General features: G+C 70.7%; 25 protein-coding genes. 14 read left to right on the top strand and 11 right to left on the bottom strand.

The features are described 5' to 3' along the window. Position 1: 1 nt before the first annotated feature. Positions 2-778: a CoA-transferase subunit beta gene (locus ACFVJX_RS22670; RefSeq protein WP_384129261.1), complete on the bottom strand. Its 777-nt coding sequence runs from the start codon at positions 776-778 to the stop codon at positions 2-4. 53 nt (positions 779-831) lie between these two features. Next, complete coding sequence (locus ACFVJX_RS22665; RefSeq protein WP_384129332.1) at positions 832-1,749, bottom strand: CoA transferase subunit A; 918 nt, start codon at positions 1,747-1,749, stop codon at positions 832-834. Positions 1,750-1,906: 157 nt separating this feature from the next. On the opposite strand from ACFVJX_RS22665, the gene ACFVJX_RS22660 reads away from it, so the two are divergent. After that, the gene (locus ACFVJX_RS22660) at positions 1,907-2,803 is read left to right on the top strand and encodes a LysR family transcriptional regulator (RefSeq protein ID WP_384129264.1); all 897 of its coding nucleotides are present in this window, start codon (positions 1,907-1,909) and stop codon (positions 2,801-2,803) included. Positions 2,804-2,941: 138 nt separating this feature from the next. Continuing rightward, positions 2,942-4,168 (top strand): acetyl-CoA C-acetyltransferase, encoded by a 1,227-nt coding sequence (locus ACFVJX_RS22655; RefSeq protein WP_384129266.1) that lies wholly within the window; start codon positions 2,942-2,944, stop codon positions 4,166-4,168. 94 nt (positions 4,169-4,262) lie between these two features. Here the strand turns inward: ACFVJX_RS22655 and ACFVJX_RS22650 are convergent, their stop codons facing one another. The 4 genes from ACFVJX_RS22650 to ACFVJX_RS22635 form a co-directional block, all read right to left on the bottom strand. Next, complete coding sequence (locus ACFVJX_RS22650; RefSeq protein ID WP_384129269.1) at positions 4,263-5,717, bottom strand: sialate:H+ symport family MFS transporter; 1,455 nt, start codon at positions 5,715-5,717, stop codon at positions 4,263-4,265. A 68-nt stretch (positions 5,718-5,785) separates the two neighbouring features. Continuing rightward, positions 5,786-6,466, bottom strand: coding sequence for an N-acetylmannosamine-6-phosphate 2-epimerase (locus ACFVJX_RS22645; RefSeq protein WP_384129272.1), 681 nt, complete (start codon positions 6,464-6,466; stop codon positions 5,786-5,788). Then, the gene (locus tag ACFVJX_RS22640) at positions 6,463-7,428 is read right to left on the bottom strand and encodes an ROK family protein (protein ID WP_384129275.1); all 966 of its coding nucleotides are present in this window, start codon (positions 7,426-7,428) and stop codon (positions 6,463-6,465) included. Before ACFVJX_RS22640 ends, ACFVJX_RS22645 begins: the two co-directional genes overlap by 4 nt. Continuing rightward, complete coding sequence (locus ACFVJX_RS22635) at positions 7,425-8,384, bottom strand: dihydrodipicolinate synthase family protein (RefSeq protein WP_384129278.1); 960 nt, start codon at positions 8,382-8,384, stop codon at positions 7,425-7,427. Before ACFVJX_RS22635 ends, ACFVJX_RS22640 begins: the two co-directional genes overlap by 4 nt. A 151-nt stretch (positions 8,385-8,535) precedes the next feature. Here ACFVJX_RS22635 and ACFVJX_RS22630 point away from each other — a divergent pair, with 151 nt between their 5' ends. Further along, complete coding sequence (locus tag ACFVJX_RS22630; protein ID WP_384129280.1) at positions 8,536-9,240, top strand: FadR/GntR family transcriptional regulator; 705 nt, start codon at positions 8,536-8,538, stop codon at positions 9,238-9,240. Positions 9,241-9,395: 155 nt separating this feature from the next. On the opposite strand, the gene ACFVJX_RS22625 is transcribed toward ACFVJX_RS22630, so the two are convergent. From ACFVJX_RS22625 to ACFVJX_RS22610, 4 genes are all read right to left on the bottom strand, one after another. Then, positions 9,396-10,835 carry an exo-alpha-sialidase gene (locus tag ACFVJX_RS22625; RefSeq protein WP_384129283.1) on the bottom strand — a complete coding sequence of 480 codons (1,440 nt, stop codon included), beginning with the start codon at positions 10,833-10,835 and terminating at the stop codon, positions 9,396-9,398. 83 nt (positions 10,836-10,918) lie between these two features. Then, positions 10,919-12,217, bottom strand: a complete 1,299-nt coding sequence (locus tag ACFVJX_RS22620) for a GDSL-type esterase/lipase family protein (RefSeq protein WP_384195791.1) — start codon at positions 12,215-12,217, stop codon at positions 10,919-10,921. A 15-nt stretch (positions 12,218-12,232) separates the two neighbouring features. Further along, complete coding sequence (locus ACFVJX_RS22615) at positions 12,233-13,234, bottom strand: acetylxylan esterase (RefSeq protein WP_384129288.1); 1,002 nt, start codon at positions 13,232-13,234, stop codon at positions 12,233-12,235. Between the two features lie 202 nt (positions 13,235-13,436). Continuing rightward, the gene (locus tag ACFVJX_RS22610) at positions 13,437-14,162 is read right to left on the bottom strand and encodes a FadR/GntR family transcriptional regulator (protein ID WP_384129291.1); all 726 of its coding nucleotides are present in this window, start codon (positions 14,160-14,162) and stop codon (positions 13,437-13,439) included. 170 nt (positions 14,163-14,332) lie between these two features. On the opposite strand from ACFVJX_RS22610, the gene ACFVJX_RS22605 reads away from it, so the two are divergent. The 5 genes from ACFVJX_RS22605 to ACFVJX_RS22585 all read left to right on the top strand — a co-directional run bounded on the left by ACFVJX_RS22605 (position 14,333) and on the right by ACFVJX_RS22585 (position 20,964). Next, positions 14,333-15,928: an ABC transporter substrate-binding protein gene (locus ACFVJX_RS22605; RefSeq protein WP_384129294.1), complete on the top strand. Its 1,596-nt coding sequence runs from the start codon at positions 14,333-14,335 to the stop codon at positions 15,926-15,928. A 177-nt stretch (positions 15,929-16,105) separates the two neighbouring features. Beyond that, positions 16,106-17,056, top strand: coding sequence for an ABC transporter permease (locus ACFVJX_RS22600; RefSeq protein WP_384129296.1), 951 nt, complete (start codon positions 16,106-16,108; stop codon positions 17,054-17,056). 1 nt (position 17,057) lies between these two features. Further along, positions 17,058-19,028, top strand: coding sequence for a dipeptide/oligopeptide/nickel ABC transporter permease/ATP-binding protein (locus ACFVJX_RS22595; RefSeq protein WP_384129299.1), 1,971 nt, complete (start codon positions 17,058-17,060; stop codon positions 19,026-19,028). Continuing rightward, positions 19,025-20,032 carry an ABC transporter ATP-binding protein gene (locus tag ACFVJX_RS22590; RefSeq protein ID WP_384129302.1) on the top strand — a complete coding sequence of 336 codons (1,008 nt, stop codon included), beginning with the start codon at positions 19,025-19,027 and terminating at the stop codon, positions 20,030-20,032. Before ACFVJX_RS22595 ends, ACFVJX_RS22590 begins: the two co-directional genes overlap by 4 nt. Further along, complete coding sequence (locus ACFVJX_RS22585) at positions 20,029-20,964, top strand: dihydrodipicolinate synthase family protein (protein ID WP_384129305.1); 936 nt, start codon at positions 20,029-20,031, stop codon at positions 20,962-20,964. Before ACFVJX_RS22590 ends, ACFVJX_RS22585 begins: the two co-directional genes overlap by 4 nt. 92 nt (positions 20,965-21,056) lie before the next feature. Here the strand turns inward: ACFVJX_RS22585 and ACFVJX_RS22580 are convergent, their stop codons facing one another. Continuing rightward, on the bottom strand, positions 21,057-21,851 hold the full coding sequence (locus tag ACFVJX_RS22580) for a chaplin (RefSeq protein ID WP_384129335.1): 795 nt from the start codon (positions 21,849-21,851) through the stop codon (positions 21,057-21,059). A gap of 460 nt (positions 21,852-22,311) precedes the next feature. Between ACFVJX_RS22580 and ACFVJX_RS22575 the strand changes: the two genes are divergently transcribed. From ACFVJX_RS22575 to ACFVJX_RS22550, 6 genes are all read left to right on the top strand, one after another. Then, on the top strand, positions 22,312-22,713 hold the full coding sequence (locus ACFVJX_RS22575; RefSeq protein WP_384129308.1) for a rodlin: 402 nt from the start codon (positions 22,312-22,314) through the stop codon (positions 22,711-22,713). Positions 22,714-23,002: 289 nt separating this feature from the next. Further along, a complete protein-coding gene (locus ACFVJX_RS22570; protein WP_384129311.1) occupies positions 23,003-23,236 on the top strand; it encodes a chaplin in 234 nt (77 codons plus the stop codon). 448 nt (positions 23,237-23,684) lie between these two features. Then, entirely contained in the window at positions 23,685-23,975 is a 291-nt protein-coding gene (locus tag ACFVJX_RS22565) for a hypothetical protein (protein WP_384129314.1), read from the top strand. Between the two features lie 182 nt (positions 23,976-24,157). Further along, positions 24,158-24,568: a rodlin gene (locus ACFVJX_RS22560; RefSeq protein ID WP_384129317.1), complete on the top strand. Its 411-nt coding sequence runs from the start codon at positions 24,158-24,160 to the stop codon at positions 24,566-24,568. Positions 24,569-24,751: 183 nt separating this feature from the next. After that, complete coding sequence (locus ACFVJX_RS22555; protein ID WP_384129320.1) at positions 24,752-24,952, top strand: hypothetical protein; 201 nt, start codon at positions 24,752-24,754, stop codon at positions 24,950-24,952. A 119-nt stretch (positions 24,953-25,071) separates the two neighbouring features. Beyond that, positions 25,072-25,479, top strand: a complete 408-nt coding sequence (locus tag ACFVJX_RS22550; protein ID WP_384129323.1) for a rodlin — start codon at positions 25,072-25,074, stop codon at positions 25,477-25,479. Positions 25,480-25,640: the final 161 nt, after the last annotated feature.

Here is a 25,640-nt window from a genome sequence, read left to right as displayed (position 1 = left end):
CTCAGCGGAGATACACGCGGTCCGGGTCGACATCCTCGCGCAGCAGCCGCAGTTCGTCCTGTGTCGGGGGCGGCACCTCCTCGACCGTGTCCGCGACCCGGAGGTCCCAGCCGGTGGCCGCCCGGACCTGCGCGACGGTGACGCCCGGGTGGACGGCGACGAGCCGCAGCTCCTCACCGACCCCCTCGCGGGCCAGGATGCCCAGTTCGGTGATGACGCGGGTGACACCGGCGCCCAGCGGCCTGATGCCGTCGGCCAGGGCGCGGTCGGGACCGGGAGTGGTGCAGAAGTCGAGCTCGGCGGTGAACGAGCGGGGGTTGTGGCGGCGCATCACCACGAACACCTCATGGGAGTTGGCCATCACCTCGACGCCGCCGCCCGAGCCGGGCAGCCGGACCGAGGGGCTCTCCCAGTCGCCGATGACCGAGGTGTTGAGACTGCCCCAGCGGTCGATCTGCGCGGCGCCGAGGAACCCGACGTCGATGTGGCCGCCCTGGAGCACACAGCCGAAGAGCATGGGCATCGGGATGACCGCCTCGGCGTCCGTGATGAGGACCGCGTCGGCGATGGTCTCCGGCAGGTGCGAGGGGTGGGCTCCGCAGACACCCGACTCGTACACCACCTCGATGTCGGGGGCCACCGTCAGATGGGCCAGTTCGGTGGCGAGCGTCGGCAGACCGATCCCGGCGAACACGGTGCGGCGCGAGGCCAGTTCACGGGCGGCGACGACAGAGAGCAGTTCGGACGAGGTGATGGTGCCCGGTGCGGCGGTGGTCATGACCCGTTCCTTCCCGTGTCCGGTGTGCGGATCCGTACGCGGCGGGGAGGCGCTCACAGCCGCCGCCCGTAGTCGACCGGCTCGCTGAGCGCCTCGCCGACCGCCAGCCCCGCCCAGAACTCCGGGCCGAGCTTCTCGACGTACTCCGCGTGGTCCGCCGTCCCGCGCACCCACTCGTCCAGCCAGTCCTGGAGCCGCTGCGGATCCTTGCTGATGTGCGACCAGGCCCGGTAGAAGGCGTTGTCCCGGTCGTAGTACCCCTGCGCGAACGACGGATGCGCACCGCGCGGGCAGCAGACGACGGCGTCGACGGCGTGGGCGGGGACCAGGGTGCGGTTCGGGTCCGAGCGGACCACCGCCTCGTCCACGATCTCCTCCACGACGACGACCGCCTTCTTCGCCGCGTACACCGCCTCGGCCTGGACGCCGGTCAGCCCCCACATCTGGGTGTTCCCGCCGCGGTCGGCGCGTTGCGCGTGGATGATCGTCACGTCCGGGTTCACGGGCGGCACGACGTAGATCTGCTCCGGTTCGCCGTCCGGGCCCGGGTACGGCGAGGTGACCTTGCGCAGGTCGCTGTTGACGGACGGCAGATCGCTGCCCCCGTAGGAGCGCAGCGGGTAGAACGGCAGCCGCTGGGACCCGGCGAGATAGCGGCAGATCATCCCGTAGTGGCTGTACTCCTCGAAGGCCAGGGGCGCGGGATCGGCGCTCTCCACCCGGCGGCGCAGCTCACCGAGCGAACCGGCGGCGGAGTTGCCGACGAACGAGGAGACCAGGCGCGTCACGCAGCCGGCGGCCAGCATCTGGTCCACCACGATGTCCGCGGTCATCCGCACGACCGTCAGATCGCGGCGGCCCTGCCGGATGATCTCGTGACCCGCGGCCGTCGGGATGAGATGGGTGAAGCCCTCGATGCAGACGGTGTCGCCGTCGTGGACGAAGGAGGCGATCGCCGCCCTCATCGACATCGTCTTGTCTCTCCGGTCGGTCGTGGCCACGGTGCTCCTCTGCCGGTGCGTACGCGTCGCCCTACCGTGTCAGCAGCCATTGATTGCCGTCCAATACCGAATTAGGGTCAGATCAAGACGTTTGATGAATCAATGGCCGCTGGGGAGTGGGTTCGGCATGGAACTGCGCCATCTGTCCGCGTTTCTCGCGGTGGCCGAGGAACTGCACTTCGGCCGGGCCGCCAAGCGGCTCCAGATGGCCCAGCCACCGCTGAGCCAGCAGATCCGGCAGCTGGAGAAGGAACTGGGCGTCCAGCTCTTCGAGCGCAACACCCGCTCGGTGCGGCTCACCAGCGCGGGGGAGTCGTTCCGGCAGCCGGCCCGGACCGTGCTCGACGACCTCGACATCGCCGTACGGACGGCGAGGGCCGCCGGCCGCGGTGAGTACGGGCGGGTCCGTATCGGCTTCGCGGGGGCCTCCAGCCACGAGACGCTGCCGCGGCTGACCCGGGCCGTGCGGGCCGCCCACCCGGGTATCGAGCTCGTCATGACGGGCCAGACGTACGCCAACGTCGCACTCGCCCGCGTCGCGGACGGCTCGCTCGACCTGGGGTTCGTCCGGCTGCCGGTGACCCAGCCCGGCGTGGCCCACCGGGTGATCGACGAGGAGGAGCTGGTGTGCGCGCTCCCCTCCGACCACCCGCTCGCCGCGGGGGAGAGCGTTCCCATCGAGGTGCTCGCCGGGGAGCCGTTCGTCTCGTTCCCCGCCAACACCGGCTCCACCGTGCGTGACGCGATGGTCGGGACCTGTGAGGACGCCGGGTTCAACCCGAGAGTGGTGCAGGAGGCCCCCGACTCGTACACGATCCTGGCGCTGGTCGCCGCGGGTGTCGGGGTGACCCTCACGGTCACCTCCGTCCAGCACATCCAGCAGAGCGGCCTCGTCTACCGCCCGCTCGCCGGCCCGCCCATCCGGCGGCAGGCGGCCCTGGCCTGGCGGGCCGACAACCCGTCCGCCGCCCTCGGCGCGGTGCTCGCCGTCGCGGAGACGGCCCTGCCCACGCCCGCCCGCTGACCGCCCCGCCCCATTGAGACGCGCCGCGTCTGGAATCAGGGGGAACTGGATATTGGACCGGCTCAGTCACGGGTGCGAGGGTCGCACCACACCCCTGTCTCCGCCCGCCCCCTCCCGCCGCCCCGGAAAGGTCCCGCCGTGCCCGACCAGAACTCCGTCGTGATCTGCGAACCGCTGCGCACCCCCATCGGCCGCTTCGGCGGAGCGTTCGCGGGGCTGACGCCGGCCGCCCTCGCCGCCCGGGTCATCGCCGAGGTCGTGGCCCGTACCGGCCTCGACCCGGACCGGGTCGACGAGGTGATCCTCGGGCACGCCTACCCGTCCTCGGACGCCCCCGCCATCGGCCGGGTCGCCGCGCTCGACGCCGGGCTCCCCGAATCGGTCACCGGCGCCCAGATCGACCGCCGCTGCGGCTCCGGGCTGCAGGCGGTCCTGGACGCCGCGATGCAGATCAGGGCCGGGTTCAGCGAGGTGGTGATCGCCGGCGGCGTCGATGTGATGAGCGCCGCCCCCTACTACACGCACGACGGCCGCTGGGGCATCAAGGGCCCCGGCCTCCAGCTCCACGACTCGCTCGCCCGGGGCCGGGTCACCGCGGGCGGCGTCAACCACCCCGTGCCCGGCGGCATGATCGAGACGGCCGAGAACCTGCGCCGCGAGTACGGGATCAGCCGCGCCGGCCAGGACGCCCTGGCCCTGCGCTCGCAGCAGCGCGCCGCCCGGGCGGCCGCCGAGGGCCGGTACGCGGCGGAGACCGTCCCCGTCACCGTCGTGACGAGAAAGGGCGAGACGGTGGTCACCGCCGACGAGCACCCGCGCCCCGACACCACTGCCGAACAGCTCGCCGGTCTCCGTCCGATCATGGGCAAGTCCGACCCGGAGGCCACGGTCACCGCGGGCAACGCCAGCGGCCAGAACGACGCGGCCGCCGCCTGCCTGGTGACCAGTGCCGCCACGGCGGAACGGCTCGGCCTCACCCCGCTCGTCCGGCTGGTCTCCTTCGCCCGCGCCGGGGTGCCCGCGGCCACCATGGGCATCGGCCCGGTCCCCGCCACCCGCGCGGCGCTCGCCCGCGCCGGGCTCACCCTCGACGACATCGACCTGATCGAGCTCAACGAGGCGTTCGCCGCCCAGGTGCTTGCCTGCACCCGTGAACTGGGGCTCGGCGAGAAGGACCACGAGGAGCGCATCAACGTGAACGGCTCCGGTGTCTCGCTGGGCCACCCGGTCGGCGCCACCGGCGCCCGTATCCTCGCCACCCTCACCAGGGAACTGCACCGCCGCGAGGCGCGCTACGGCCTGGAGACCATGTGCATCGGCGGCGGCCAGGGCCTCGCAGCCGTCTTCGAGCGCGTCGCGGGCTGAGGAATCGCGGTCCGACGCGGCCTTACGCGGTCTGAGGAATCGCGGTCCGAGGAGGCGGACACCCGCGGCGGTCCGCAGACGCGGATCCGGGTGCCTACCGCTTCACGCGCACGCGCTCGTCCGCCGGTACCACCGCCAGATGATCGGCCGCGGCGTCCGGGTCCGTCAGCCGGTTCAGCCGGGCCGGTACGTCGAAGCCGACCAGCAGCACCACGATCACCGTGCCCGCGAACGTCAGCACCGCCAGCGCCTGCCCCAGGTCCATGCCGGAGGCGAGATGTGCGCCGAGCACCGGGGCGACCGCCCCGCCGAGGGCGCCCACGTTGTACGTGAAGCCGAGCGCGGCGCCCCGGCTCCGGGTCGGGAAGTGCCCGCCGATGTAGCGCGGCAGCAGTCCGGAGATGCCGAAGCTCGTCGCCTGGAGCAGGAAGAGCAGGATGCCGAGCAGCATCAGGTTGTCGTGCACGGCGAACACCGGGTAGACGAAGGCGAGCGAGGCCAGCAGCGTCAGCGCGTACGCCTTCTTCGCCCCGATCCAGTCGCCCAGGAACCCCGCTGCCCAGCAGCCGACCATGGTCCCGAAACCCGCGAAGTACAGGACGTCGGTGACCTGGTCCGGGCTGTAGCCGAGCTCGGTCTTCAGGTACGTCGGCAGCAGGGCCTGGATGGGCCACGAGTACAGGAACGCGAAGAACAGCGTCACGATCATCGACAGGTACAGCAGCCAGCCGCGCTTCCCGCCCAGCTGCACCGCGAACGCGGCGAGCGAGAGGCCGGCGACCACCGACAGCACCGGCACCATCCCGGCGCCGCCCGGCGTGAAGACCAGGAACAGCGAGACCGTGGCGACGAGGATCAGCACCGTGTTCGCGGTGGCGCGGGCACGGGTCACGAACAGCGGACCGAACGGATTGGGCTTGGCGCCCTTCTCCGCGACGGACTCCGTCCACTCCTCTGCCTCCGGCAGTGAGCGCCGCATCCACAGCGCGATACCGATCGGGATGAGGCCCACGTAGAACATCCAGCGCCAGCCGAGCGAGGGGACCACCCACTCGTAGACCTGGGCGGCGAGCACCGAACCGACCGAGAAGCCGGAGATCAGGAAGCCACTGGCCCGGCTGCGCAGCCCGGCGGGCCAGCTCTCCATGACGTACGTGGCGCTGGCGCTGTACTCACCGGCCATCCCCATGCCGATGGCCAGCCGGGCGGCGAACAGACTCTGGTAGTTCCACGCGAACCCACAGGCGAAGGTGCCCACCGAGTACAGCAGGATGCTCAGCACCATGGAGAGCTTGCGGCCGTACCGGTCGCCGATGGCCCCGAGCACGGCACCGCCCAGCCAGCGGGTGATGAACGCGCCGGAGATCAGGCTGGCGGCCTGCACCGTACTCAGGCCGAACTCGTCGCTGATCTCGGTCAGCACGAGCGTGATCAGCACGAAGTCGAAGCCGTCGAGTACGTAGCCGATCCAGGCGGCGAAGAACGACTTCCACTGGGTACGGCTGATCTGGCGGTACCAGGGGGGCGTGGGGGGTGATGTGGTCTGCACGGTGACTCCAGGATGCGGGACGGCGCTCGCCTTTGAACAGCCGCCCCGCGTGGTGGGGAGGGACTGGCCTAGGACCGGGCGATGCCTGCGACGAAGCGGGCGGTCAGGGCTGTGGGAGCGGTGATGGCGGTGCCGACGACGACGCTGTGCGCGCCCAGTCGCAGGGCCTCGGCCGCTTCCTCGGGGGTGTTGATACGGCCTTCGGCGACGACCGGGACGTCCACCGAGGCGGAGAGCTCAGCGACCAGAGCGAGATCGGGGCCGGTCTGCTTCGGTGTGCCGGGAACGTAGCCGGACAGCGTCGTGGAGACGAAGTCGGCGCCCTGCGCGGCCGCCGCGACGCCCTCGGCGAGGGTGGAGACGTCGGCCATGACGAGCGCGCCGGCCGCGTGGACCGCCTCGACGAGCTCGGCGAACGTCGAGCCGTCCGGGCGCGCCCGGTCGGTGGCGTCCGCCGCGACGACGGCCGCACCCGCCTCGGCAACCGCCAGGGCGTGCCGGACGGTCGGTGTGATGTACACGCCGATGTCGCCGTCCTTCCAGAGGCCGATGACCGGCAGGTCGACGGCCTGCACGATCGCGGCGACGACCTCCGGCTCGTTGGCCCGGATCGCCGCGCCGCCGCCGGCGACCGCGGACTGCGCGAGGCGCACCAGGGTGGCGGTCTCCCGCATCGGGTCGCCGGGCGGCGCCTGGCAGGACACGATCAGCTTGCCCTGAAGGGTGGCGGCCAGTTTCTGCGCGGTCATCGGAGTGCTCCCGGGTGGTGGAGGGGAAGGGTGGTGATCAGGGCGGCCGCGCCGAGCACGGCCGCGTCGTGGCCGAGGAGCGGGGCCCTGGGTACGAGTCCGCGCAGCGGCGCCATCAGCTCCGACGTGAAGGCGGCCCGCAGGGCGTCGGCGTACAGGGGGCCGATCCGCGGTACCCCGCCGCCGACAACGACCCGGTCGGGGCCGAAGGCGTTGGCCAGTCCGCCGAGCACATGGCCGGCGGCGGCCGCGCCGGTGGTGATGGCGGACACCGCGTCGCTGTCGCCCCCGGCTGCGCGGGCGGCGACGGTCTCCAGCCGGTCCACCGGGGCGCCGGTCAGCCGCGCGTAGTGGGCGGCGATACCGGGCCCGGAGGCGATGACCTCCAGATGGCCGGTGGCGCCGCAGGTGCAGAGCAGTCCGGCCGCCTCGGGGCTGGGCAGGTGGCCGAGGTGTCCGGCGATGCCGGCGGCGCCGTGCAGCATCCGGCCGTCGGCGGCGATGGCGCCGCCGACACCGGTGCCGATGGCGGCGAAGAGCAGCGAGCCGTGGTCCCGCTGTTCCGCGTTGAGCGCGGCCAGCTCGGGGCCGGCCGTGGCGCGTACGTCGTTGTCGCAGGCCACCGGGTATCCGGTCCGGTTGGCGAGGCCGACGCCCAGAGGGGTGCCGGCCCAGCCGCGGATCGAGTCGGTGGCGCTGGTGACCATGCCGGTACGCGGATCGACCACCCCGGCCGCCGCGATGCCGAGTGCGGCGGCGGTCCGGGCGGGGTCGACCTCGGCGGCGGCGGCGGCGAGCGCGTCGAGCACCGCCGCCGCACCTTCGCGGGCCGGGGTGGGCCGGCTGTGCCGGGCCAGCACCGTGCCGTCGCCGTCGAGCAGCGCGGCGGCGATCTTCGTACCGCCGAGGTCGAGGCCGACGACCGGCCGCCCGGCGGGCGCCGTCGGATCTGCCGAGTTCATCGGACCGGCGGCAGACCGGCGGCGCGCAGCAGTCCGGAGACCAGCGCTACGGACTCGGCGGACAGCTGGATCTGCGGGAACGCGGTGTCGCCGCAGTCGATGATGCCCAGCAGCCGCAGGGCCGCCTTGAACGAGCCGAGCGCCGAGGAGCTGCGGCCCATGTCCGCCTCCGGGCCGACGTCGACCATGGCGAACAGCTCGATGAGCCGCTCCTGCTCCTTCGCGGCGAGCGTCCAGTCCCCGGCGCGGGCGGCCTCGTAGAGCCGTACGTAGCCGGACGGGTCCACGTTGCCGATGCCCGGGACGACGCCGTCGGCCCCGGCGAGCAGCGCCGCGTCCACGGTCAGCTCGGAGCCGGTGAGGATGCTGAACTCCGGCACCGGACCCTGCGCGCGGCCCTCGCGGCCGCCGAGCTCGACGACGAGCCGGCGCAGTCCGCCCTCGTCGCCGCTGCTGTCCTTGAGCCCGGCCAGGGTGCCGTCCTCGGCGAGTTCGCGGACCAGCGCGGCGGACAGCTTGCTGTGCACGGCGACCGGGATGTCGTAAGCGAACAGCGGCAGGTCCACCTCGGCGCGCAGCCGGCGGAAGTGCCCGGCGATCTCCTTGCCGTGGGTGCGGGTGTAGAAGGGCGCGGTGGCGACCAGGGCGTCCGCGCCCAGCTGGGCGGCGGTCCTGGCGTGCTCGACGACCCGGGCCGTGGTGGTGTCGATGACGCCGGCCAGCACGGGGACCCGGCCGTCGGTCGCGTTGACGACGGTCTCCAGGACCGTGGCGCGCTGTTCGTCGGTGAGGTAGGCGACCTCGCTGGTGGACCCGAGTGCGAAGAGTCCGTGCACGCCCCCGCCGATGAGGTGCTCGACGAGCCGGACGAGGGAGGTGGTGTCGACCTCCCCGCGGGAGTCGAGCGGGGTGCAGACCGGCGGAACGACGCCGTGCAGCGGTGCGGTCAGAGACATGGTGGAGACTCCAGCTGATCGGGATACCGGTCCATGGCCTGTGCGGCTCATTGGATCGAGACGTGAGACGTAAGATGTCTGATGTCTATCCTCACCTTAAACAGATGCTCCTGTGACCGGTCAAGGGGCAAAGGCACCTCAGGAGGACGTTGTGGCGCGGCCCACCATGGCTCAGGACATCGAGCGAAGGATCAAGGAACTGATCCTGGAACGCCGGCTCGCACCGGGCGACGCACTGCCCACCGAGGCCGAGCTGATGGAACTCTTCGGGGCCGGGCGGGTCTCGGTGCGCGAGGCGCTCAAATCGCTCCAGGCGGTCAACGTCGTCGAGATCCGGCGCGGATTCGGCACCTTCGTCGGCTCGCTCTCCCTGTCACCGTTCGCCGAAGGGCTGGCCTTCCGCGCGGCGGTCCGGCACCGCCAGGGCGAGCCGGGCCTCGCCGAGCTGATGAAGGTGCGCGAGGCGCTGGAGGCCGGGCTGGTGGGGACCGTCGCGGCGGGCATCCCCGACGAGGACCTCGGCGTCCTGGGCGCGCTGGTGGCGAAGATGGAGGAGGAGGCGGGGGCCGGCCGGGTCGCCCGCGCCACGGACCGCGCGTTCCACCTCGCGCTCTACGCCTCGCTCGACAACCATCTGCTCAGCGAGGTACTGGACGCGTTCTGGGCGGCGATGGACCGGGTGCGCGAGGACCTCGACGACGGCCACCAGGACCCGTGGGTCACCTGCAGGCAGCACCGCGAGATCGTCGACGCGGTGGCGGCGGCCGACGGCCTGCGCGCGGTGCGGGCGATGCGCACCCACTTCGACGGCATCCGCGCGAGGCTCGCCCCGGAATCGAGCCCGTCCGCCGATTGAGGAACGGGGCCGACTGAGGAACAGGCGATCGAGGAACCGGCGATTGAGGCAGAGGCGATCGCGGGTCAAGGGGCCGAAGGCCACGCGACCGCACGGGTACGCCCGGCCACCGCGTACGGCGGCCGGGCGTACCCGTCCCGGATCTTCGCGCCCGGCTACGGAGCGACCGTCACCGTCGCACTGCCCTGGGCCTGCTTGCCGTCCGCCTTGTACGTCGCGGTGAGCGCGGCGCTGCCGGACGCGCCGGCCGGCACGGTGACCGGGACCTTGATGTTGGCGCCCTGACCGGGCTTCAGCGCGGGGATCGCGGTCTGCGTGGCCGTCCAGCCGCTCGGCACGGCCAGGTCGACCGTGCCCGCGCTGCGGGTCACGTCCATCCTGTTGACGACCCGGACCGTCACCTGCGTGCTCGTGCCCGCACCGAGGGAGGCCGGCGGAGTGATCGTGACGTCCGCACAGGTGCCGCCCAGCCACTTCAGATCGAACGAGTCGTACGTGATGTGCTCGGTGTTGCCGCGCTCGTACAGCAGACCCAGCCGGCCGTCCGGCAGCCGGGTCAGCGTCGAGTAGGCCGCTGCGCCGGGGTCGACGACCTTCCTGATCGGCCAGGTCTTCCCGTTGTCGCAGGACATCTTGACGGTGAGGTTGCGCCGGGAGCCGGTGTCCTCGGTGTTGCTGAACAGCAGCCAGGACGACTGCGGGTCCGAGGCCGGCGCGTCGGGTGCGTAGCGCATGACCGAGGCGTTGTTCGCCGGGTCGGGGAGCGCGGTGTCCTGGACGAACGGGGTGTAGGTGACACCGCCGTCCGTGGAGTACGCGATCGTCCGGTACGGTGCCGACCGGTTGTTGAGCATGATCGTGCCGTCGTTCAGTTCGACGGTCTTGTTCTCGTCGCCGCCCGGTCCGACCGGCGTGCCCGTCTTCCAGGTGGCGCCGTGGTCGTCGCTGTAGGCGCTGACCGCGTAGTTGGCACCGTTGTTGCGGATGGCGTACTGCTGGATCAGCCGGCCCTTGTGCGCTCCGCCGCGCAGCTGGATGCCCTCGCCCGAGGCCGCGAACACGCCGCCCCAGGCGGGGTCCTTGATCTGCTTGGTGATCCGGCGGCTCGTCCAGGTCACCCCGTCGTCGTCCGAGTAGCTGTAGTCGGCCTGCAGGACGTCCGGATCGCTCTCGTCGTTGCCGGTGGCCGAGCCGAAGAAGCCCTGGTTCACACCGGCCGCGTAGAACAGGAAGATCCGGCCGGTGGTCCGGTCGACCAGCAGACTCGGGTCCCCGTAGCCCTTGGGCGCGGCGTCCTTGCGGACCACCTGCTGTGCCTGCCAGGTCGTACCGCCGTCGGTGCTGCGCCGCAGCACGACGCCGATGTTCGATGGCAGGTCGCCGAGGGTGGGCCGGGCGTCGTACGCCGCCAGCAGGGTGCCCTTGACCGAGGTGGTCAGGGCCGGGATGCGGTAGTGGGGGGAGCCCACGCCGTCGACGGTCAGGTCCTGGGACGTGAGCGTGCCGGGGGCGGGTGACGCGGCCTGCGCCGTGCCGGTCGCGGCGACCACCAGCATGGCGGCGCTGAGCAGGGCGACGGGGACTGTTCGCTGCATGGACGATCTCTCTTCTCGGAAGGGTTGGTGCTTCTCGAAGGGTGGGAGACGGAGTGGCAGATGGGGGGAGAGGTGCGCCGGGGCTACGGGATGTTGAGCGAGCAGACCGGGCTGTCCGCCGCGAAGATCCGCAGGTCCTTGATCATTTTGAGTACCACCCGGTGGTGGCCCCGCTCGTTCGGATGGAGCCCGTCGTTGAGCAGGGACAGCGGGACCTGGCCGCCGTTGCCGTTCAGCCAGTCGTTGTAGTGGTCGATGAAGACGGCGTCCCGCTGCGCCGCGACCTCGCCCATGACCTGGGCGTACCGTGAAAGCCCCACCCGGCCCGGCCACTTCGCCGGATCGACCGGGTTGGGGGACTGGAGGACCGGAACCGGCGAGCCGGGCAGTGCGCGCACCGAGTCCACCAGTGAGACGAGGTTGGCGCGGTAGGCCTCGGGACCGAGACCGGTGGTCGCGATGTCGTTCGTACCGATCATGATCGAGACGATCTGCGGCGAGAAGGCGGTGACCCGCTCGCCGAACCGCGCGACGAGTTCGGCGCTCGTGGCGCCGCTCACCCCGGAATCGATCACGAAGTCACGGTTCTTCGGCTTGCCCAGCTCCCAGCGGACCCGTTCCGTCCAGTGCTCGGGGTAGCTGCGCCAGCCGTTGGTGTGCATGGCGCCGTGGGTGATGCTGTCACCCGTGATGACCCAGGTGGCCGGGGTGTCGCTGTTGAGGACGGTGGAGATCCGGCCCAGGTCCGCGAGGTCGGGGCGCGGGCTCTGCGCGACCAGCTCGCTCTCGTTCAGTACCCGGTCCCAGACGGCCGCCCGTTCGACGGTGCCCGTGCAGAACCATTCGCCGCCGGGGTGGTCGCTGTCGGTGTTGCGGCCCAGAGCGAGTGCGGTGAGCCCGGAGACGCCTGCGAAGAAGGCGTGCCGCGCGGTCTCGAACACCACGCGTCCGCCGGCGTGCAGCTTGGTGCCGGAGGCGTTGACGGTGACGGCGACGGTGTGGCTCAGCCCGTCGTCGTACCGTGTCCTGGTCATGACATTCAGCAGCACCGCTCCCTTCTCGCGTACGGAGAACTGGAGCGCGCCACCGCTCAGGTTCAGGGTGATGTTGGAGGACGGGGCGGTGGGGTCCGAGGCGCTGAAGAGCGTCATCGCCTCGTTGTGGCTGGTGGTGCGGAAGGTGACGAGGATGGTCCCCGTGGTGAGCGGGGCGACTACGCCGGCCTGGTTCGACAGGTCGACGTACTCGCTGCCGTCCAGGTCCACGGGGGTGTCGTGGTCCAGGACCGGTCCGCTGCCCGAAGCGGCGGCGAAGGCGCGGCCGCCGAGCTGGGTGCTCAGGGCCGCCGCGCCTGCGGCGAGAAGCATGGATCGTCTGCGCACGGAAGGTGCCTCCGGTCAGGAGTGCCGGGCCTGCCCCGACGGCAGGCCTGCGAACAGGTCACGCACCCAGGCAAGTTGCTCCCGCTGCTGGTACTCCGCGCCGCCCTCGTGCCCGTTGAACGCGTAGACCGTCACGTTCTTGGGCCCGCCGTAGCCGTTGTAGGCGGTGAAGCACGTGGAGGGCGGGCAGATCTCGTCCATCATGGCGATCGAGAACAGTGCGGGAGCGGTGGCGCGGGTGGCGTGCAGCGCCGCGTCGAAGTACGACAGAGTGGTGCGGACGGCTTCGGTGCGGTCGCGGTAGAGCTTCAGGTACTCGGCGATCTCGGTGAACGGCGGGCGTCCCGAAATCTCCGTGGCACGCGGGAAGTTGCAGAGGAACGGCACATCCGGCATCACGCCCGCCAGCCCCGGCACCAGCCCGGAGACGGCCAGCGCGATACCGCCGCCCTGGCTCACCCCGGTGACGACGATCCGGTCCGGATCGACCTCCGGGTGGTCGCGCATCGCCTCGACGCAGCGCACGGCATCGGTGAACAGCCGCCGGTAGTAGTACGTTTCCCGGTTCTCGATGCCACGGGTGAGGAAGCCGGGGACGGCCCCGGCCGCGCCGCCGTCCGGATCGGCGGTGTCGCCGCCCGCCGCCGACCAGCCCTGGCCGCGGGTGTCCATGATCAGGTGCGCGTGACCCGCCGACGCCCAGAGCAGGTTCTCGTGCGACAGGCCCCGGCCGCGGCCGTAGCCCAGGAACTCCACGACGCAGCCCAGGGGTTCGCTCGACCCGGCGGGCATCCGCAGCCAGCCGCGCACCGGTTGACCGGCGAAGCCGGGGACCGTCACGTCGTAGGTACGGATCTGGGTGAGCCCCGTATCCACCTCGGCGAACACCGGCTTCCGCGCCGGACCGTCCCCGGTCTCGGCCAGGGTCCGCGACCAGAAGGCGTCGAAGTCCGCCGGAACGGGCAACTGCGGCCGGTATTCGCGGCACTCCGCGAGCGAGAGATCCGACAACGGCATGGAGGTGCCCTCCTGGGCGCAGCATGAAAGGCCATGGCCAAGTGAAGCCCTGGTCATCAGACGGATGACGTCAGATGTCCTAGCGGCAAACGGACCCTAGGCAGCCCTTGCTGTGCTCGTCAAGGGTTCGCCGGGCCGGGTCCGTGCGAGGACGGGACCCGGCCCGCTCGCCGCGGCGCGGGCGGGACCTCGGGGACGGCCCTCAGCGGCTGTCGCGGGCCCGGGCCTCGGAGATCCGGCGCCTGACCGGGGCGTAGTGCTCGCCGAGCGCCTTGATGAAGCCGGTGATGTCCCCGGCCCTGGCGGCGTCCACGATGTTCTGGTGGGCGGCGATCGTCGCCCGCTCGTCGGCGTGGGTGAACCCGTCCAGATGGGGCGCGACGATCGTGTAGACGTCCCAGAAGGCCATCGAGAGCTGACCGATCAGCTCGTTGCCCAGGGGAGCGACGAGCAGTGCGTGGAACGCCCGGTCGGCGTCCACGAAGCCGTGGCCCTCCTGCGCCCCGGTCTCGCGCATGGTGGTCACCAGCGCGTCCAGCGCGTCGAGCTGCTCCGTCGTGAGCAGCGAGACGATGCGGTCGGCCATCCCGCGCTCGAAGAGCTCGCGCACCTCGACCAGGTCGGCCATCACCTGGAAGTCGTCGTCGGGCGAGAGCAGCCCGCGGAAGGTCAGGCTCTCCACCAGGGCCGACAGGCTCAGCCTGCCGACGTACGTGCCGTGGCCGTGGCGGACCTCGACGATGTCGAGCGCGTTGAGGATCTTGACGGCCTCGCGGACGCTGGAGCGGCTGGCGCCGAGTGCTTCGCACAGGGCGGGCTCGGTGGGCAGCGGGTCCCCGGGGCGGAGCCGTTCTTCGAGGATGTACCGCTTGATGCCGTCGACGACTTCCTGCCGGAGCAACTGCCGGCCGGGCCTCGTTCCGGACATATGTGAACTCCCCACCTCTTGACCCCTCTCGATTGTCAAGCTACGTTCCCACGCTATCAAGGCATCAGACATCTGACGTCTGATGCTCCAGGTTCCGCGGTCCCCGTGAACCACCGATCCACCGCCCGTCTCCACTCCCGACGCCACACCTCAAAGTCCCTGGAGGACCCGTGCCCGAGCTGAGTTCAGCCGGTGTCGAGCGCCGCACCTTCCTGCGTTACACCAGTGCTGTCGGTGCGGCGGCCGCCATCACGGCGAGCCTTGCCGCCTGCGGCGGACCGTCCTCGACCGCCGACGGATCGACGAACAAGAGCGGGGGCAGCGACCTCATCGAGGCCGGCATGTCCTACCCGCTGTCGACCGGCTTCGACCCGATGATCACCTCGGGCGCGACCCCGTACGCCGCCAATATGCACATCTTCGAGGGGCTGGTCGATCTCGATCCGGTAACGCTCGTGGCACGCCCCGCGCTCGCCACCGAGATGCCGAAGAAGATCAACGCCACCACCTACCGGGCCACGCTGCGCAAGGGCGCCACCTTCCACGACGGGTCGGCCGTCACCGCCGACGACGTGGTGTTCAGCTTCGAACGCATCCTGGACCCGAAGAACGCCTCGCTGATGGCGCAGTTCGTGCCCTTCATCGACACCGTCAAGGCCGTCGACGAGAGCACGGTCGAGTTCAAGCTCAAGTACGCCTTCGCGCTCTTCCCGTCCCGCATCGCCGTGGCCCGGATCGTCCCGAAGAAGATCGTCGAAGCCGGTGTCAAGGCCTTCGACGCCAAGCCCGTGGGCTCGGGTCCGTACAAGTTCGTCTCGGCCACCCGCGAGGACAAGATCGTCTTCGAGGCGTACGACAAGTACAACGGCGCCCACCCCGCCAAGGCCAAGAAGATGATCTGGCGGCTGATGTCCGACCAGTCGGCCCGCGTCAGCGCCATGCAGTCCAACCGCGTCCAGGCCATCGAGGACGTCCCGTACATCGACGTCAAGTCCCTCTCGACCAGCGCGAAGACCGAGTCCGTGCAGTCCTTCGGGCTGCTCTTCCTGATGTTCAACACCGCCGACAAGCGATTCGCCGACAAGCGGGTGCGCCAGGCGCTGTTCTACGCCCTGGACACCGAGAAGATCATCTCCACCGCGATGGTCGGCAACGCCGTGGCCGCCACCGGCTACGTGCCGGCCACCCACCCCGACTACCACAAGGCCGCCACGGTCTACACGCACGACCTGGCCAAGGCGAAGGAGCTCCTCGCCGACGCAGGCGTGAAGGACCTCAGCTTCACCGTCCTGACCACCGACACCGGCTGGGTCAAGGACATCGCCCCGCTGCTGAAGGAGAGCTGGGCCGCCGCCGGCATCAAGGCCACCCTCAGCATCGCGCAGTCCGCCGCCCAGTACGCCAAGGTCGACAAGGGCGACTTCGAGGTCCTCGTCGCCCCCGGCGACCCGTCGGTCTTCGGCAACGACGCGGACCTGCTGCTGCGCTGGTTCTACTACGGCTTCTGGCCCGAGAACCGCTACGGCTGGAGCAAGTCCGCCGCGTACAAGAAGGTCAAGCAGACCCTCGACAAGGCAGCCCAGGCCGCCGACGAGTCGAAGCGCAAGCAGCTGTGGGGCGAGGTCACCGACCTCGTCGCCGACGAGGCCGCGCTCTACCCGATCCTGCACCGCAAGCTTCCCACCGCCTGGAACGAGAAGACGCTCTCCGGCTTCAAGCCGCTGCCCACCACGGGCCTGTCGTTCCTGGACGTCAGCCCCGCCTGACGCCGTCACCGGGCCCGGGCAGACGCCGCACCGGCTGCCGGAGGCCCGGCGACCCGGCGGCCACCCCGGCCGCCGGGCCCCCACCCGGCACCGGTCAACCGGCGCCCGATCGCCCGGTCCTGGACACCGCACCCCCGCTGACCAGGACCGGCCCGCCCAACCGCAAGGAACCCGACGATGGTTGCTTTTCTCCGGCTCGCGCTGCGCCGCGTCGCGATGATGCCGGTGATGATCCTCGGTATCGCGCTGCTCGTCTTCGTGGTGCTGCAGTTCTCGCCGGTCGACCCGGCCTTCAACGCGCTGGGGGAGAGCTCCACTCCCGAAGCCCGCGCGGCCTTCTCCGAGGCGAACGGTCTCAACGACCCCCTGCCCGTCCGCTACTTCCGCTTCATCGGCCAGCTGCTCCACCTCGACCTCGGGACGACCGTCCCACCGAGCCAGCCGGTCATCGACCGGATCACCGCCGCCTTCCCGCTCACGCTCCAACTGACCGTCCTCGGGCTCGTCCTCGCGCTCATCATGGCCGTACTCGGCGGCGTCCTCGGAGCCATGTACCGCGACCGTTGGCCCGACCAGCTGTTCCGGGTGCTCTCCATGGCCGGCGTCGCCATCCCGTCGTTCTGGCTGGGTGTCCTGCTCATCCAGCAGTTCGCCCTGAACTCGCCGATCTTCCCGACCGGCGGCTACACCAACCCGGCCGACTCCCTCAGCGGCTGGCTCCGCAGCATGGTGCTGCCCGCCTTCTCCCTCGCCGTGCCCGTCGCGGCGTCCCTCGCCCGTCTCGTACGCACGTCGATGGTCTCCGAACTCGACCGCGACTACGTCCGTACCGCACGCGGCAACGGCCTGCCGGTCTTCCTGGTGATCCGCTCGGTACTGCGCAACGCGCTCGTCACCCCGCTCACCGTGCTCGGCGTCAAGGTCGGCTACCTGCTCAGCGGCGCCGTCGTCATCGAAGCGATCTTCGACCTGCCCGGCATGGGCAAGCTCATCCTCGAAGGTGTCACCGGCGGCGATGTCGCCCTGGTCCAGGGCACCGTACTGACCATCGCCATCGCCTTCCTGGTGGTCAACGTCATCGTCGACCTGCTCTATCTGCTGGTCAACCCGCGCATCAGGACGGTGTGACATGTTCGCCACGGGCCGTCTGGCCAATAAACTCTCCCGGCCCGGCGTCGCGTTCCGCGCCCTGCCGGTCACCTCCCGCATCGCGCTCGGCGTGCTGCTCCTCGTCATCCTCGGCGCCGTGTTCGCGCCGCTGCTCACCCAGGACCCGCTCACCACCGGCGTCCCGGTCCAGGCCCCGAGCGGCGACCACTGGTTCGGCACCGACCGGGCCGGGCGGGACGTCTTCGCCCGGGTCGTGCACGGCTCGCGCTACTCGCTGACCATCGGACTCGGCTCGACCGCCCTCGCCCTGGTCGCCGGCGCCCTGCTCGGCTCACTCGCCGCCACCTCGCGCAAGCTCGGCGACGAGTCCGTGATGCGCACCCTCGACGTGGTGATGTCGTTCCCGCCGATCGCCCTCGCGGCCGTCCTCGTCGCGGTCTTCGGCACCAGCATCCCGGTCATCATCTTCACCATCGCCTTCGTCTACACCCCGTCCCTGGCCCGGGTGGTCCGCGCCAACGTCCTGTCCCAGTACGGAGAGGACTACGTCGCGGCCGAGAAGGTCATCGGAGCCCGGCGCGGCTACATCGTGCTGCGCCACGTCGCGGTCAACTGCATGGCACCGGTCATGGTGTTCGCCACCGTGATGGTCGCCGAGGCGATCATCTTCGAGGCGAGCCTCTCCTTCATCGGCGCCGGTGTGCAGGACCCCGACCCCAGCTGGGGCAGCGTGCTGGCCTACGGCCGGCAGATCCTCCTCTCGGGCGGCTGGTGGGCCACGTTCTTCCCCGGCCTCGCCCTGCTGATCACGGTGCTCGCCCTGAACATCCTCTCCGAGGGCCTCACCGACGCGTCGGCGGCTCCGAAGAAGCCCCGTGCCGGCGCCGACGCCTCCCACACCACCACGGCACCCGACCCGGTGGAGGCGAGCTCCACCGTCGACATCGACGCCGCCCTCACCAAGCTCGCGCAACGCGTCAACGCCATCGAACCGACCATCACCCCGGTGCGCGAGGACTCCGCCGAACTCCTCGTCGTACGCGACCTCGCCATCCGCTTCCCCGACCGGTACGGCGACATCCCCGTGGTCGACGCGCTGAACTTCACCGTCCACGAGGGCGAGACCCTCGGTCTGGTCGGCGAGTCCGGCTGCGGGAAGTCCATCACCAGCCTCGCCGTCATGGGCCTCCTCGCCCGCAACGCCGAGGTCAGCGGCGAGATCCTCTACCGCGGCCGGGACCTGCTGAAGCTCCCGCCGAAGGAGCGCCGCGCCCTGATGGGCCCGGAGATCGCGATGGTCTACCAGGACGCGCTCTCCTCCCTCAACCCGTCCGTGCTGGTGGGCACCCAGCTGAAGCAGCTCACCTCGCGCGGCGGCACGAAGACCCCGGCGGAACTGCTCGAACTCGTCGGCCTCGCACCCGAACGCACCCTGCGCAGCTACCCGCACGAGCTCTCCGGCGGGCAGCGCCAGCGCGTCCTGATCGCCATGGCCCTGTCCCGCAGCCCCCGGCTGCTCATCGCGGACGAGCCGACCACCGCCCTGGACGTCACCGTCCAGGCCCAGGTCGTCGAACTCCTCGTCCGGCTCCGCGACGAACTCGGCTTCGCCATGGTGCTCGTCAGCCACGACCTCGCGCTCGTGGGCGATCTGTCGCACCGCGTCGCGGTGATGTACGCGGGCCGCCTCGCCGAGATCGGCGACACCCGGTCCGTGCTCACCGCACCCACCCACCACTACAGCCGCGGCCTGCTCGGATCCGTCGTCTCACTGGAGGCGGGCGCGGAGCGGCTGCACCAGATCCGCGGCGTCGTCCCGGCACCGCAGGGCTTCGGCGAGGGCTGCCGGTTCGCCTCGCGCTGCGGCGCCGCCACCGAACTGTGCCGCACCACCACGCCCGCACTCGCCGCACGCGGCAGCGCGCACGACCACGGCTTCGCCTGTCATCACCCGGCGAAGACCGTCCAGCTGGAAGGGAGCGCCCTGTGATCAGGCTCGACGGTGTCCACGTACGCCACAAGGCACGCAGCGGAGGCGTGTTCCGCCGTGACGCCGTGCACGCCCTCACGGACGCCTCCCTGGAGGTCAAGCGCGGCGAGATCGTCGGCCTGGTCGGCGAGTCCGGCTGCGGCAAGTCGACGATGGCACGGGTGCTGACAGGTCTGCAGAAGCCCACCGAGGGCACGGTCACCTTCCACGGCCGCGATCTGTGGGAGATGTCCGGATCCCAGCGGCGCGACGACTTCGGCTCCGCCGTCGGCGTCGTCTTCCAGGACCCCTCGACGGCCCTCAACCCGCGGCTCACGGTCCGCCAGGTCCTGCGCGACCCGCTCGATGTGCACGGTCGCGGCACCCGTCAGGAGCGGGAGGCGCGCGTCGAGGAACTCCTCGACCTGGTCGGCCTGCCCGGCCACACCCTGGCCGCGCTGCCCGGACAGCTCTCCGGCGGCCAGCGCCAGCGCGTCGCCATCGCCCGCGCCCTGGCGCTCGAACCGGAACTGATCGTCGCCGACGAACCCACGTCCGCACTCGACGTCTCGGTCCGCGCCCAGGTCCTCAACCTCCTGGTGGACCTCCGCGAACGGCTCGGTCTGGGCATGGTGTTCATCTCGCACGACATCCAGACCGTCCGCTACCTCGCCGACCGCATCGCCGTCCTCTACCTCGGCCGCATCGTCGAGGAGGGGCGCGCGGCGGATGTCGCGGGAGCCCCCTCGCACCCGTACACCGAGGCGCTGCTCTCCGCGACCCCCAGCCTGCTGGAGACCACCGAGCGCATCGTGCTCACCGGCCCGGTCCCCTCCGCGACCAACCCGCCCACCGGCTGCCCGTTCCGTACGCGCTGCTGGAAGGCGGACGACGAGTGCGCCACGGTCTTCCCGGTCCGCACCGACGGCCCCGACGGACACCGCTGGCACTGCGTCCACCCCCAGACCCCCGCGTCCCCCTCCGGGGACCCGATCCCCGCACCGTCCGCAAGGAGCACCGCATGACCGCCCGAACCCCCCGCTACACGGGAGTGATCCCGCCCGTCGTCACCCCGCTCACCGCGGACGGCGAGCTCGACCGCCCCTCCCTGGAGCGGGTCGTGGGGCATCTCATCGACGGTGGTGTCAGCGGGCTGTTCGCCCTCGGCAGCTCCGGCGAGACCGCCTATCTCACGCCCGGCCGGCAGGACCAGGTCATCGAGGTCATCACGGCGGCGGCCGCGGGCCAGGTGCCCGTCCTGGTCGGAGCGATCGAGACGACCACCAACCGGGCGATCGAGCGCGCCAACCGCGCCGTCGAACTCGGTGCGGACGCCGTCGTCGTGACCGCGCCGTTCTACACGCGCACCCACGACATCGAGATCGACCGCCACTTCCGGGACGTCGCCGCGGCCGTCGACGTGCCGCTCCTGGCCTACGACGTGCCGGTCTGCGTGCACAGCAAGCTCGACCCCGAGCTGCTGCTGCCGCTGGCGGCCGACGGGGTACTGGCCGGGGTGAAGGACTCCAGCGGCGACGACGGCTCGTTCCGCAGGCTCGCCATCGGCGCACGGGAGCTGCCCGGCTTCTCCGTGCTCACCGGCCATGAGCTGGTCGTCGACTCGATGATGCTGGCCGGCGCCGACGGCTCGGTACCCGGACTCGGCAACGTCGACCCGCACGGCTACGTCCGCCTCCACGAGGCCGCGGTCCGCGGCGACTGGGCGGCGGCGAGGGCCGAACAGGACCGCCTCGTCGCGCTCTTCGACATCATCCGTGCCGCCCGCCCGGGAACGGCGTCCGCCACCGCCGCGGGCCTCGGCGCGTTCAAGACCGCGCTCATGCTGCGCGGGATCATCGCCACCAACGTGATGAGCCCGCCGATGCGCCGGCTGGACGCCGAGGAGACGGCGGCGATAGCCGGCTGCCTGGACCGCGCGGGACTCTCCAGGATCTGAGGCCCCGGGCCCGTCACACGGACGGGACGACGAGAAGGTCCGGTCGGACAGCGTGGGCTGTCCGACCGGACCTTTTCAGTGCGTGGGGTGTGTCAGCTCTGCGACTTGCGGCTGCGGCGCATCAGCAGGCCGCCACCGAGGACCATCGCGGCGCTGGCGCCACCGGCGATGCCCAGGTTGTCGTTCGCACCGGTGTGCGCCATCTGCGGCGGCTTGTGGTGGTGCGCCGGCTTGTGGGGGTGCCAGGCGTGCGTCGGCGGGTTGTGGGTCGGCGGGTTGTGCGTGGGCGGGTTGTGGTGCGGCGGGTGGTGCGGGGGGTTGTGCGTGGGCGGGTTGTGGTGCGGCGGCTTGTGGTGGTGGTGGCCGGGAGGGCAGTCACCGTTGTGGTGGTGGCCCGGCTTCGTGGGCTTGTGGTGGTGCGGCGGCTTGTGGTGCGTGGGCGGCTTGGGGTGGGTCGGGGGCTTCGGGGTCTCGTTCCCGCCCTCGGCGTTCTCGCACTTGTTGCCGAACGCCGGGTTCAGCGCGCCGACCACGTCGACGGTGTTGCCGCAGGCGTTGACCGGGACGTCCACGGGTGCCTGGATGAGGTTGCCCGACAGCACGCCGGGGGAGTTGGCCGCGACGCCCTCGGCCTGAGCGCCCTGGCCGCCGTCGGAGTCCGAACCGCCGTCGGTGTTCGCGCACTCGTTGCCGAACGCGGGGTTCAGCAGGCCGATCACGTCGACCGTGTTGCCGCAGAGGTTGACGGGCACATGCACCGGCACCTGCACGGCGTTGCCCGAACCGACTCCGGGAGAACCGACGGCAGCACCCTCCGCGGAGGCGTCCGCGAAGGCGTAGCCGCCGGAGGCGGTCAGGATGCCTGACGCCGCCGCCATGACGAGCACGCTTTTACTCAAGGCTTTTCGCATTGATTGCCCTTCCTTTGGACAGTTCACGCGGGCGCAGGTGCCCGCAGTTCATTCATCAGCCGGCGCAGCAACCGTCGGGCGTGCCAGTTCCGCAGGTGAGCGGCCCGTCGGGCGGGCTTGACTTCACGCATAACGACGCTCAGGTGACAGGGAAACGTGGAATCTGTGAAAAACACGTGACCACCCGAACGGGCTACGTATGGGCGTTCGTTTCTGCGGGTCGGCGCATTTGGGCGCGCTCGACTCCGGTCGGGTGAAGGGCTGTTGAGGCTTGAAGCAATTACGGCCGCCACCGAATGTGCTGTGGACGTTTTGCGCCTGTCGCACGGACGTCCGTGACGTCGAGGCATTCGGGTGAATAGAGATAACCAAACGTCCGGCAGCGAGTTGGTCAGTGTGCTCCGGTACGGGGCATCCAGTACGAGAAGGGTTCATCGTGATCAAGAAGGTCCTGGCTACGGGTGCGGTCGCCGCCTCCATCCTCGGTCTCGGCGCCGCGCAGGCGATGGCCATCGGCAACGACGGCGGCACCACGTCGGTCAACGGCAACGGAGCCTCGCAGTCGTTCGGCAACGCCGAGACCCACGGCGACGGCAGCCCGCAGTTCGGCCTCGTCCAGGGCTCGCTGAACAAGCCCTGCGTCGGTCTGCCGCTCAAGGCCAACGTCGGTTCGCTGGTCGGTCTCGTCCCGGTCGCGGTCCAGGACGTCAACGTCCTGTCCTCGCCGCAGAACCAGCAGTGCACCGAGAACTCCACCCAGGCCAAGGGCGACGAGGCGCTGTCGCACATCCTGGACGGCATCCCGGTCCTCTCCGGCAACGGTGCCGGCAACAGCTGATCCAGCTGTGCACAGGCCCGGGCCGCCGGCGTTCCTCCTCCGAGCGGCCCGGGCCTGCTGCTGCCCTTCGAGGCCTGTCCACGGACGGCCCGTTGATCGCGACGGTGACGTCGCGTGATCGGAACTGCGTCATTCGGGCGGACTTTGAAGAATCTTCGTCTTGAAGAGTTTCGCTTACCGTCTTAAATCGTTACGAATTACAGCGGCGGAGTTACGAGTGATCAGGACCCGCGCTCGTGCGGTACGAAATTCGTTGCCGCTCCGGACTCCGTCAAAGAAAGGGTTGAACGTGAAGTACACCAAGATTGCCGCCGTCGCCGCCGGAACCCTCATGGCGATGGGTGCCGCTGCCCCGGCGTTCGCCGACTCCGGCGCCGAGGGTGCGGCCGTGGGCTCCCCGGGCGTCCTGTCCGGCAACGTGGTCCAGGTCCCGATCCACATCCCGGTCAACGTGTGTGGCAACACCGTGAACGTGATCGGCCTGCTGAACCCGGCCTTCGGGAACACCTGCGTCAACGCCTGATCGTTGTACCGCCGGGTTCGTCCCGGTACCGGTCTGCCCCGGATCGCATCTGTTGCGATCCGGGGCTTTCCTCTTTACTGCGTTCTCCGTCCCGGGAGTTCGCTGCCCTGCCCGGACGCGGCGAAAGGACCTGAGGCCATTTCGCCGGCCCGGGGCGCGGTGCGCCGGCGGCTGGGGGCTGACATCCGGGCGGGCGCGCGGGACGGAGCACCGACAGTGCACCACCGATATGTGCTCGCTGTCCCGCCGTCACACCCGATTCAGTGAATAGTCATGCAATCGATGGGGTGCGTCGGCGGATGATTCCCAGAAAAGCCGAAGGCTCCAGTTGCCCGGCGGCAATCGGGTCGTTAGCCATGGAGAAAGCGGCAGAAGTCACGGCTAAAGAAGGCTGGTGCGGCGCGGGGACGCGACCGAAAAAGCTGCCGCTGCAGAAGGGAACCTGAAAGTGAAGTACGCGAAGACTGCTGCGTTCGTTGCCGGCTCCGTGGTTGCACTGGGAACGGCTGCTCCCGCCTTCGCCGTCACCACCGCCACGGCTCCGAACTTCAGCCTCGACGGCGGTGTCAACCAGGTGGTGGCGGCTGCTCCGCAGGCCGTCGACCCGGTCGTCGACACCGTCGGCGGCGCCGCCGACGCGCTGCAGAAGGACGGCACCGTCACCAAGGTCGCCGGTCAGGCCACCGGTGCGGCCAAGAGCGCGGCCCCGCTCGTGGGCGGCCTCCCGCTCGGCCGCTGACCCGTCCGAGAACGGCAGTTCCCGCTACGAAGCGTGCCGCCTCCCTCCGGTGCAGCACGTCCGTGAACAGGTGGACGTCGAAAACACCGTTCGAGTGAAGCGCCACAACCATTCCCGCCGCCGCGAGTTGATCAAAGCGCTCAGGACAGGCGGGCAACAGAGAACCCCAGAAGGGCTATTTCATGATCAAGAAGATTATGGCCTCGGCAGCCGTCGCTGCTTCCATCGTCGGCGTCTCCGCCGCGGTGGCCCCCGCGGCCATGGCGATCGGCAACGACGGCGGCACCACGTCGGTCAACGGCAACGGTGCGGTGCAGTCGTACGGCAACTCCGCGACCCACGGTGACTGGAGCCCGCAGTTCGCGCTCATCCAGGGTTCGCTGAACAAGCCCTGCATCGCCCTGCCGGCCAAGGTCAACGCCGGTTCGCTGCTCGGCGTCGTCCCGGTCTCGGTCCAGGACCTCAACGTCCTGTCCTCGCCGCAGAACCAGCAGTGCACCGAGAACTCCACCCAGGCCAAGGGTGACGAGGCGCTGTCGCACATCCTCGACGACATCCCGATCCTGTCCGGCAACGGTGCCGCCAACGACTAGCGGTTCCTGCTCCGACCCGTGGGGCCGACCCGTCCGCACGGCAGCCGATCACCGGCCGCCGGGACGCGTCGGCCCCACGCGCGTGCCGGGACGCGGGCCGGAACTCCCCCGAAAGGGCGGGCCGCTGGGCCGGTTGCCGTAGCGGCGCCGGGCCCTTTCGCCCACAACGGGTATGGCCCACTCATGGACCAGTACGACAGCAGCCGCCCGCGGGACCGGCACAGCGGCCCGGAAGGCGGCACACCGATCTACGACCGGCTCCTCGCCGAGTGGCAGGCGGCCAGGGGCGAACCGGAACGGCCGGAACCCGAGGAGCGGGGACCGGCCGGCGCGGGCGGGCTCGTACCGGCGGCGCGCACCTCCGGCGAGGCCTTCCCGGGTTGACGAAACGGTGTCGAACTTACACTGGATCGAACCCATTTGAGTGGAAGTGCGCAACCGATCGAGCCGTGAGGGGTTGATCAGTACGTTCCAGAACGGGACGCTTCGAAAGGTGACGTGTGATGAAGAAGATGATGGCCGGCGCGGCAGTAGCCGTGTCCATGGTCGGCCTGTCCGCCGCGGTGGCCCCCTCGGCCATGGCGATCGGTAACGACCAGGGCACGACGACGGTCAACGGCAACGGCGCCGAGTCCTCGTACGGCAACAGCGTGACCCGGGGCGACGGCAGCCCGCAGGCCCAGCTCATCCAGGGCACGCTGAACGACCTGTGCCTCGGTGTGCCGGTCAAGGCCAACGTCGGTTCGCTGGTCGGTCTCGTCCCGGTCGCGGTCCAGGACGTCAACGTCCTGTCCAACCCGCAGAACCAGCAGTGCGCCGACAACTCCACCCAGGCCAAGGGCGACGAGCCCCTCTCGCACCTGGTGGACGACATCCCGGTCCTCTCCGGTAACGGCGTCGCCAACAACTGACGTTCCGCACACGTGCCGTGGGCGGTCCGGGGAGTCCCGGGCCGCCCGCAGCACGTCGGTGGACCGCCGGCGGAACACCCGGGTACGCGCGATGCCCACCGCTCCACGGGGGAGCGGTGGGCCGGTCTCTTATAAACAACATACGCTGCCGACGAAAGTCC

The organism is Streptomyces sp. NPDC127177 (assembly GCF_042672475.1).
GTDB lineage: Bacteria > Actinomycetota > Actinomycetes > Streptomycetales > Streptomycetaceae > Streptomyces.
This window is presented reverse-complemented; position numbering and strand designations above follow the sequence as displayed.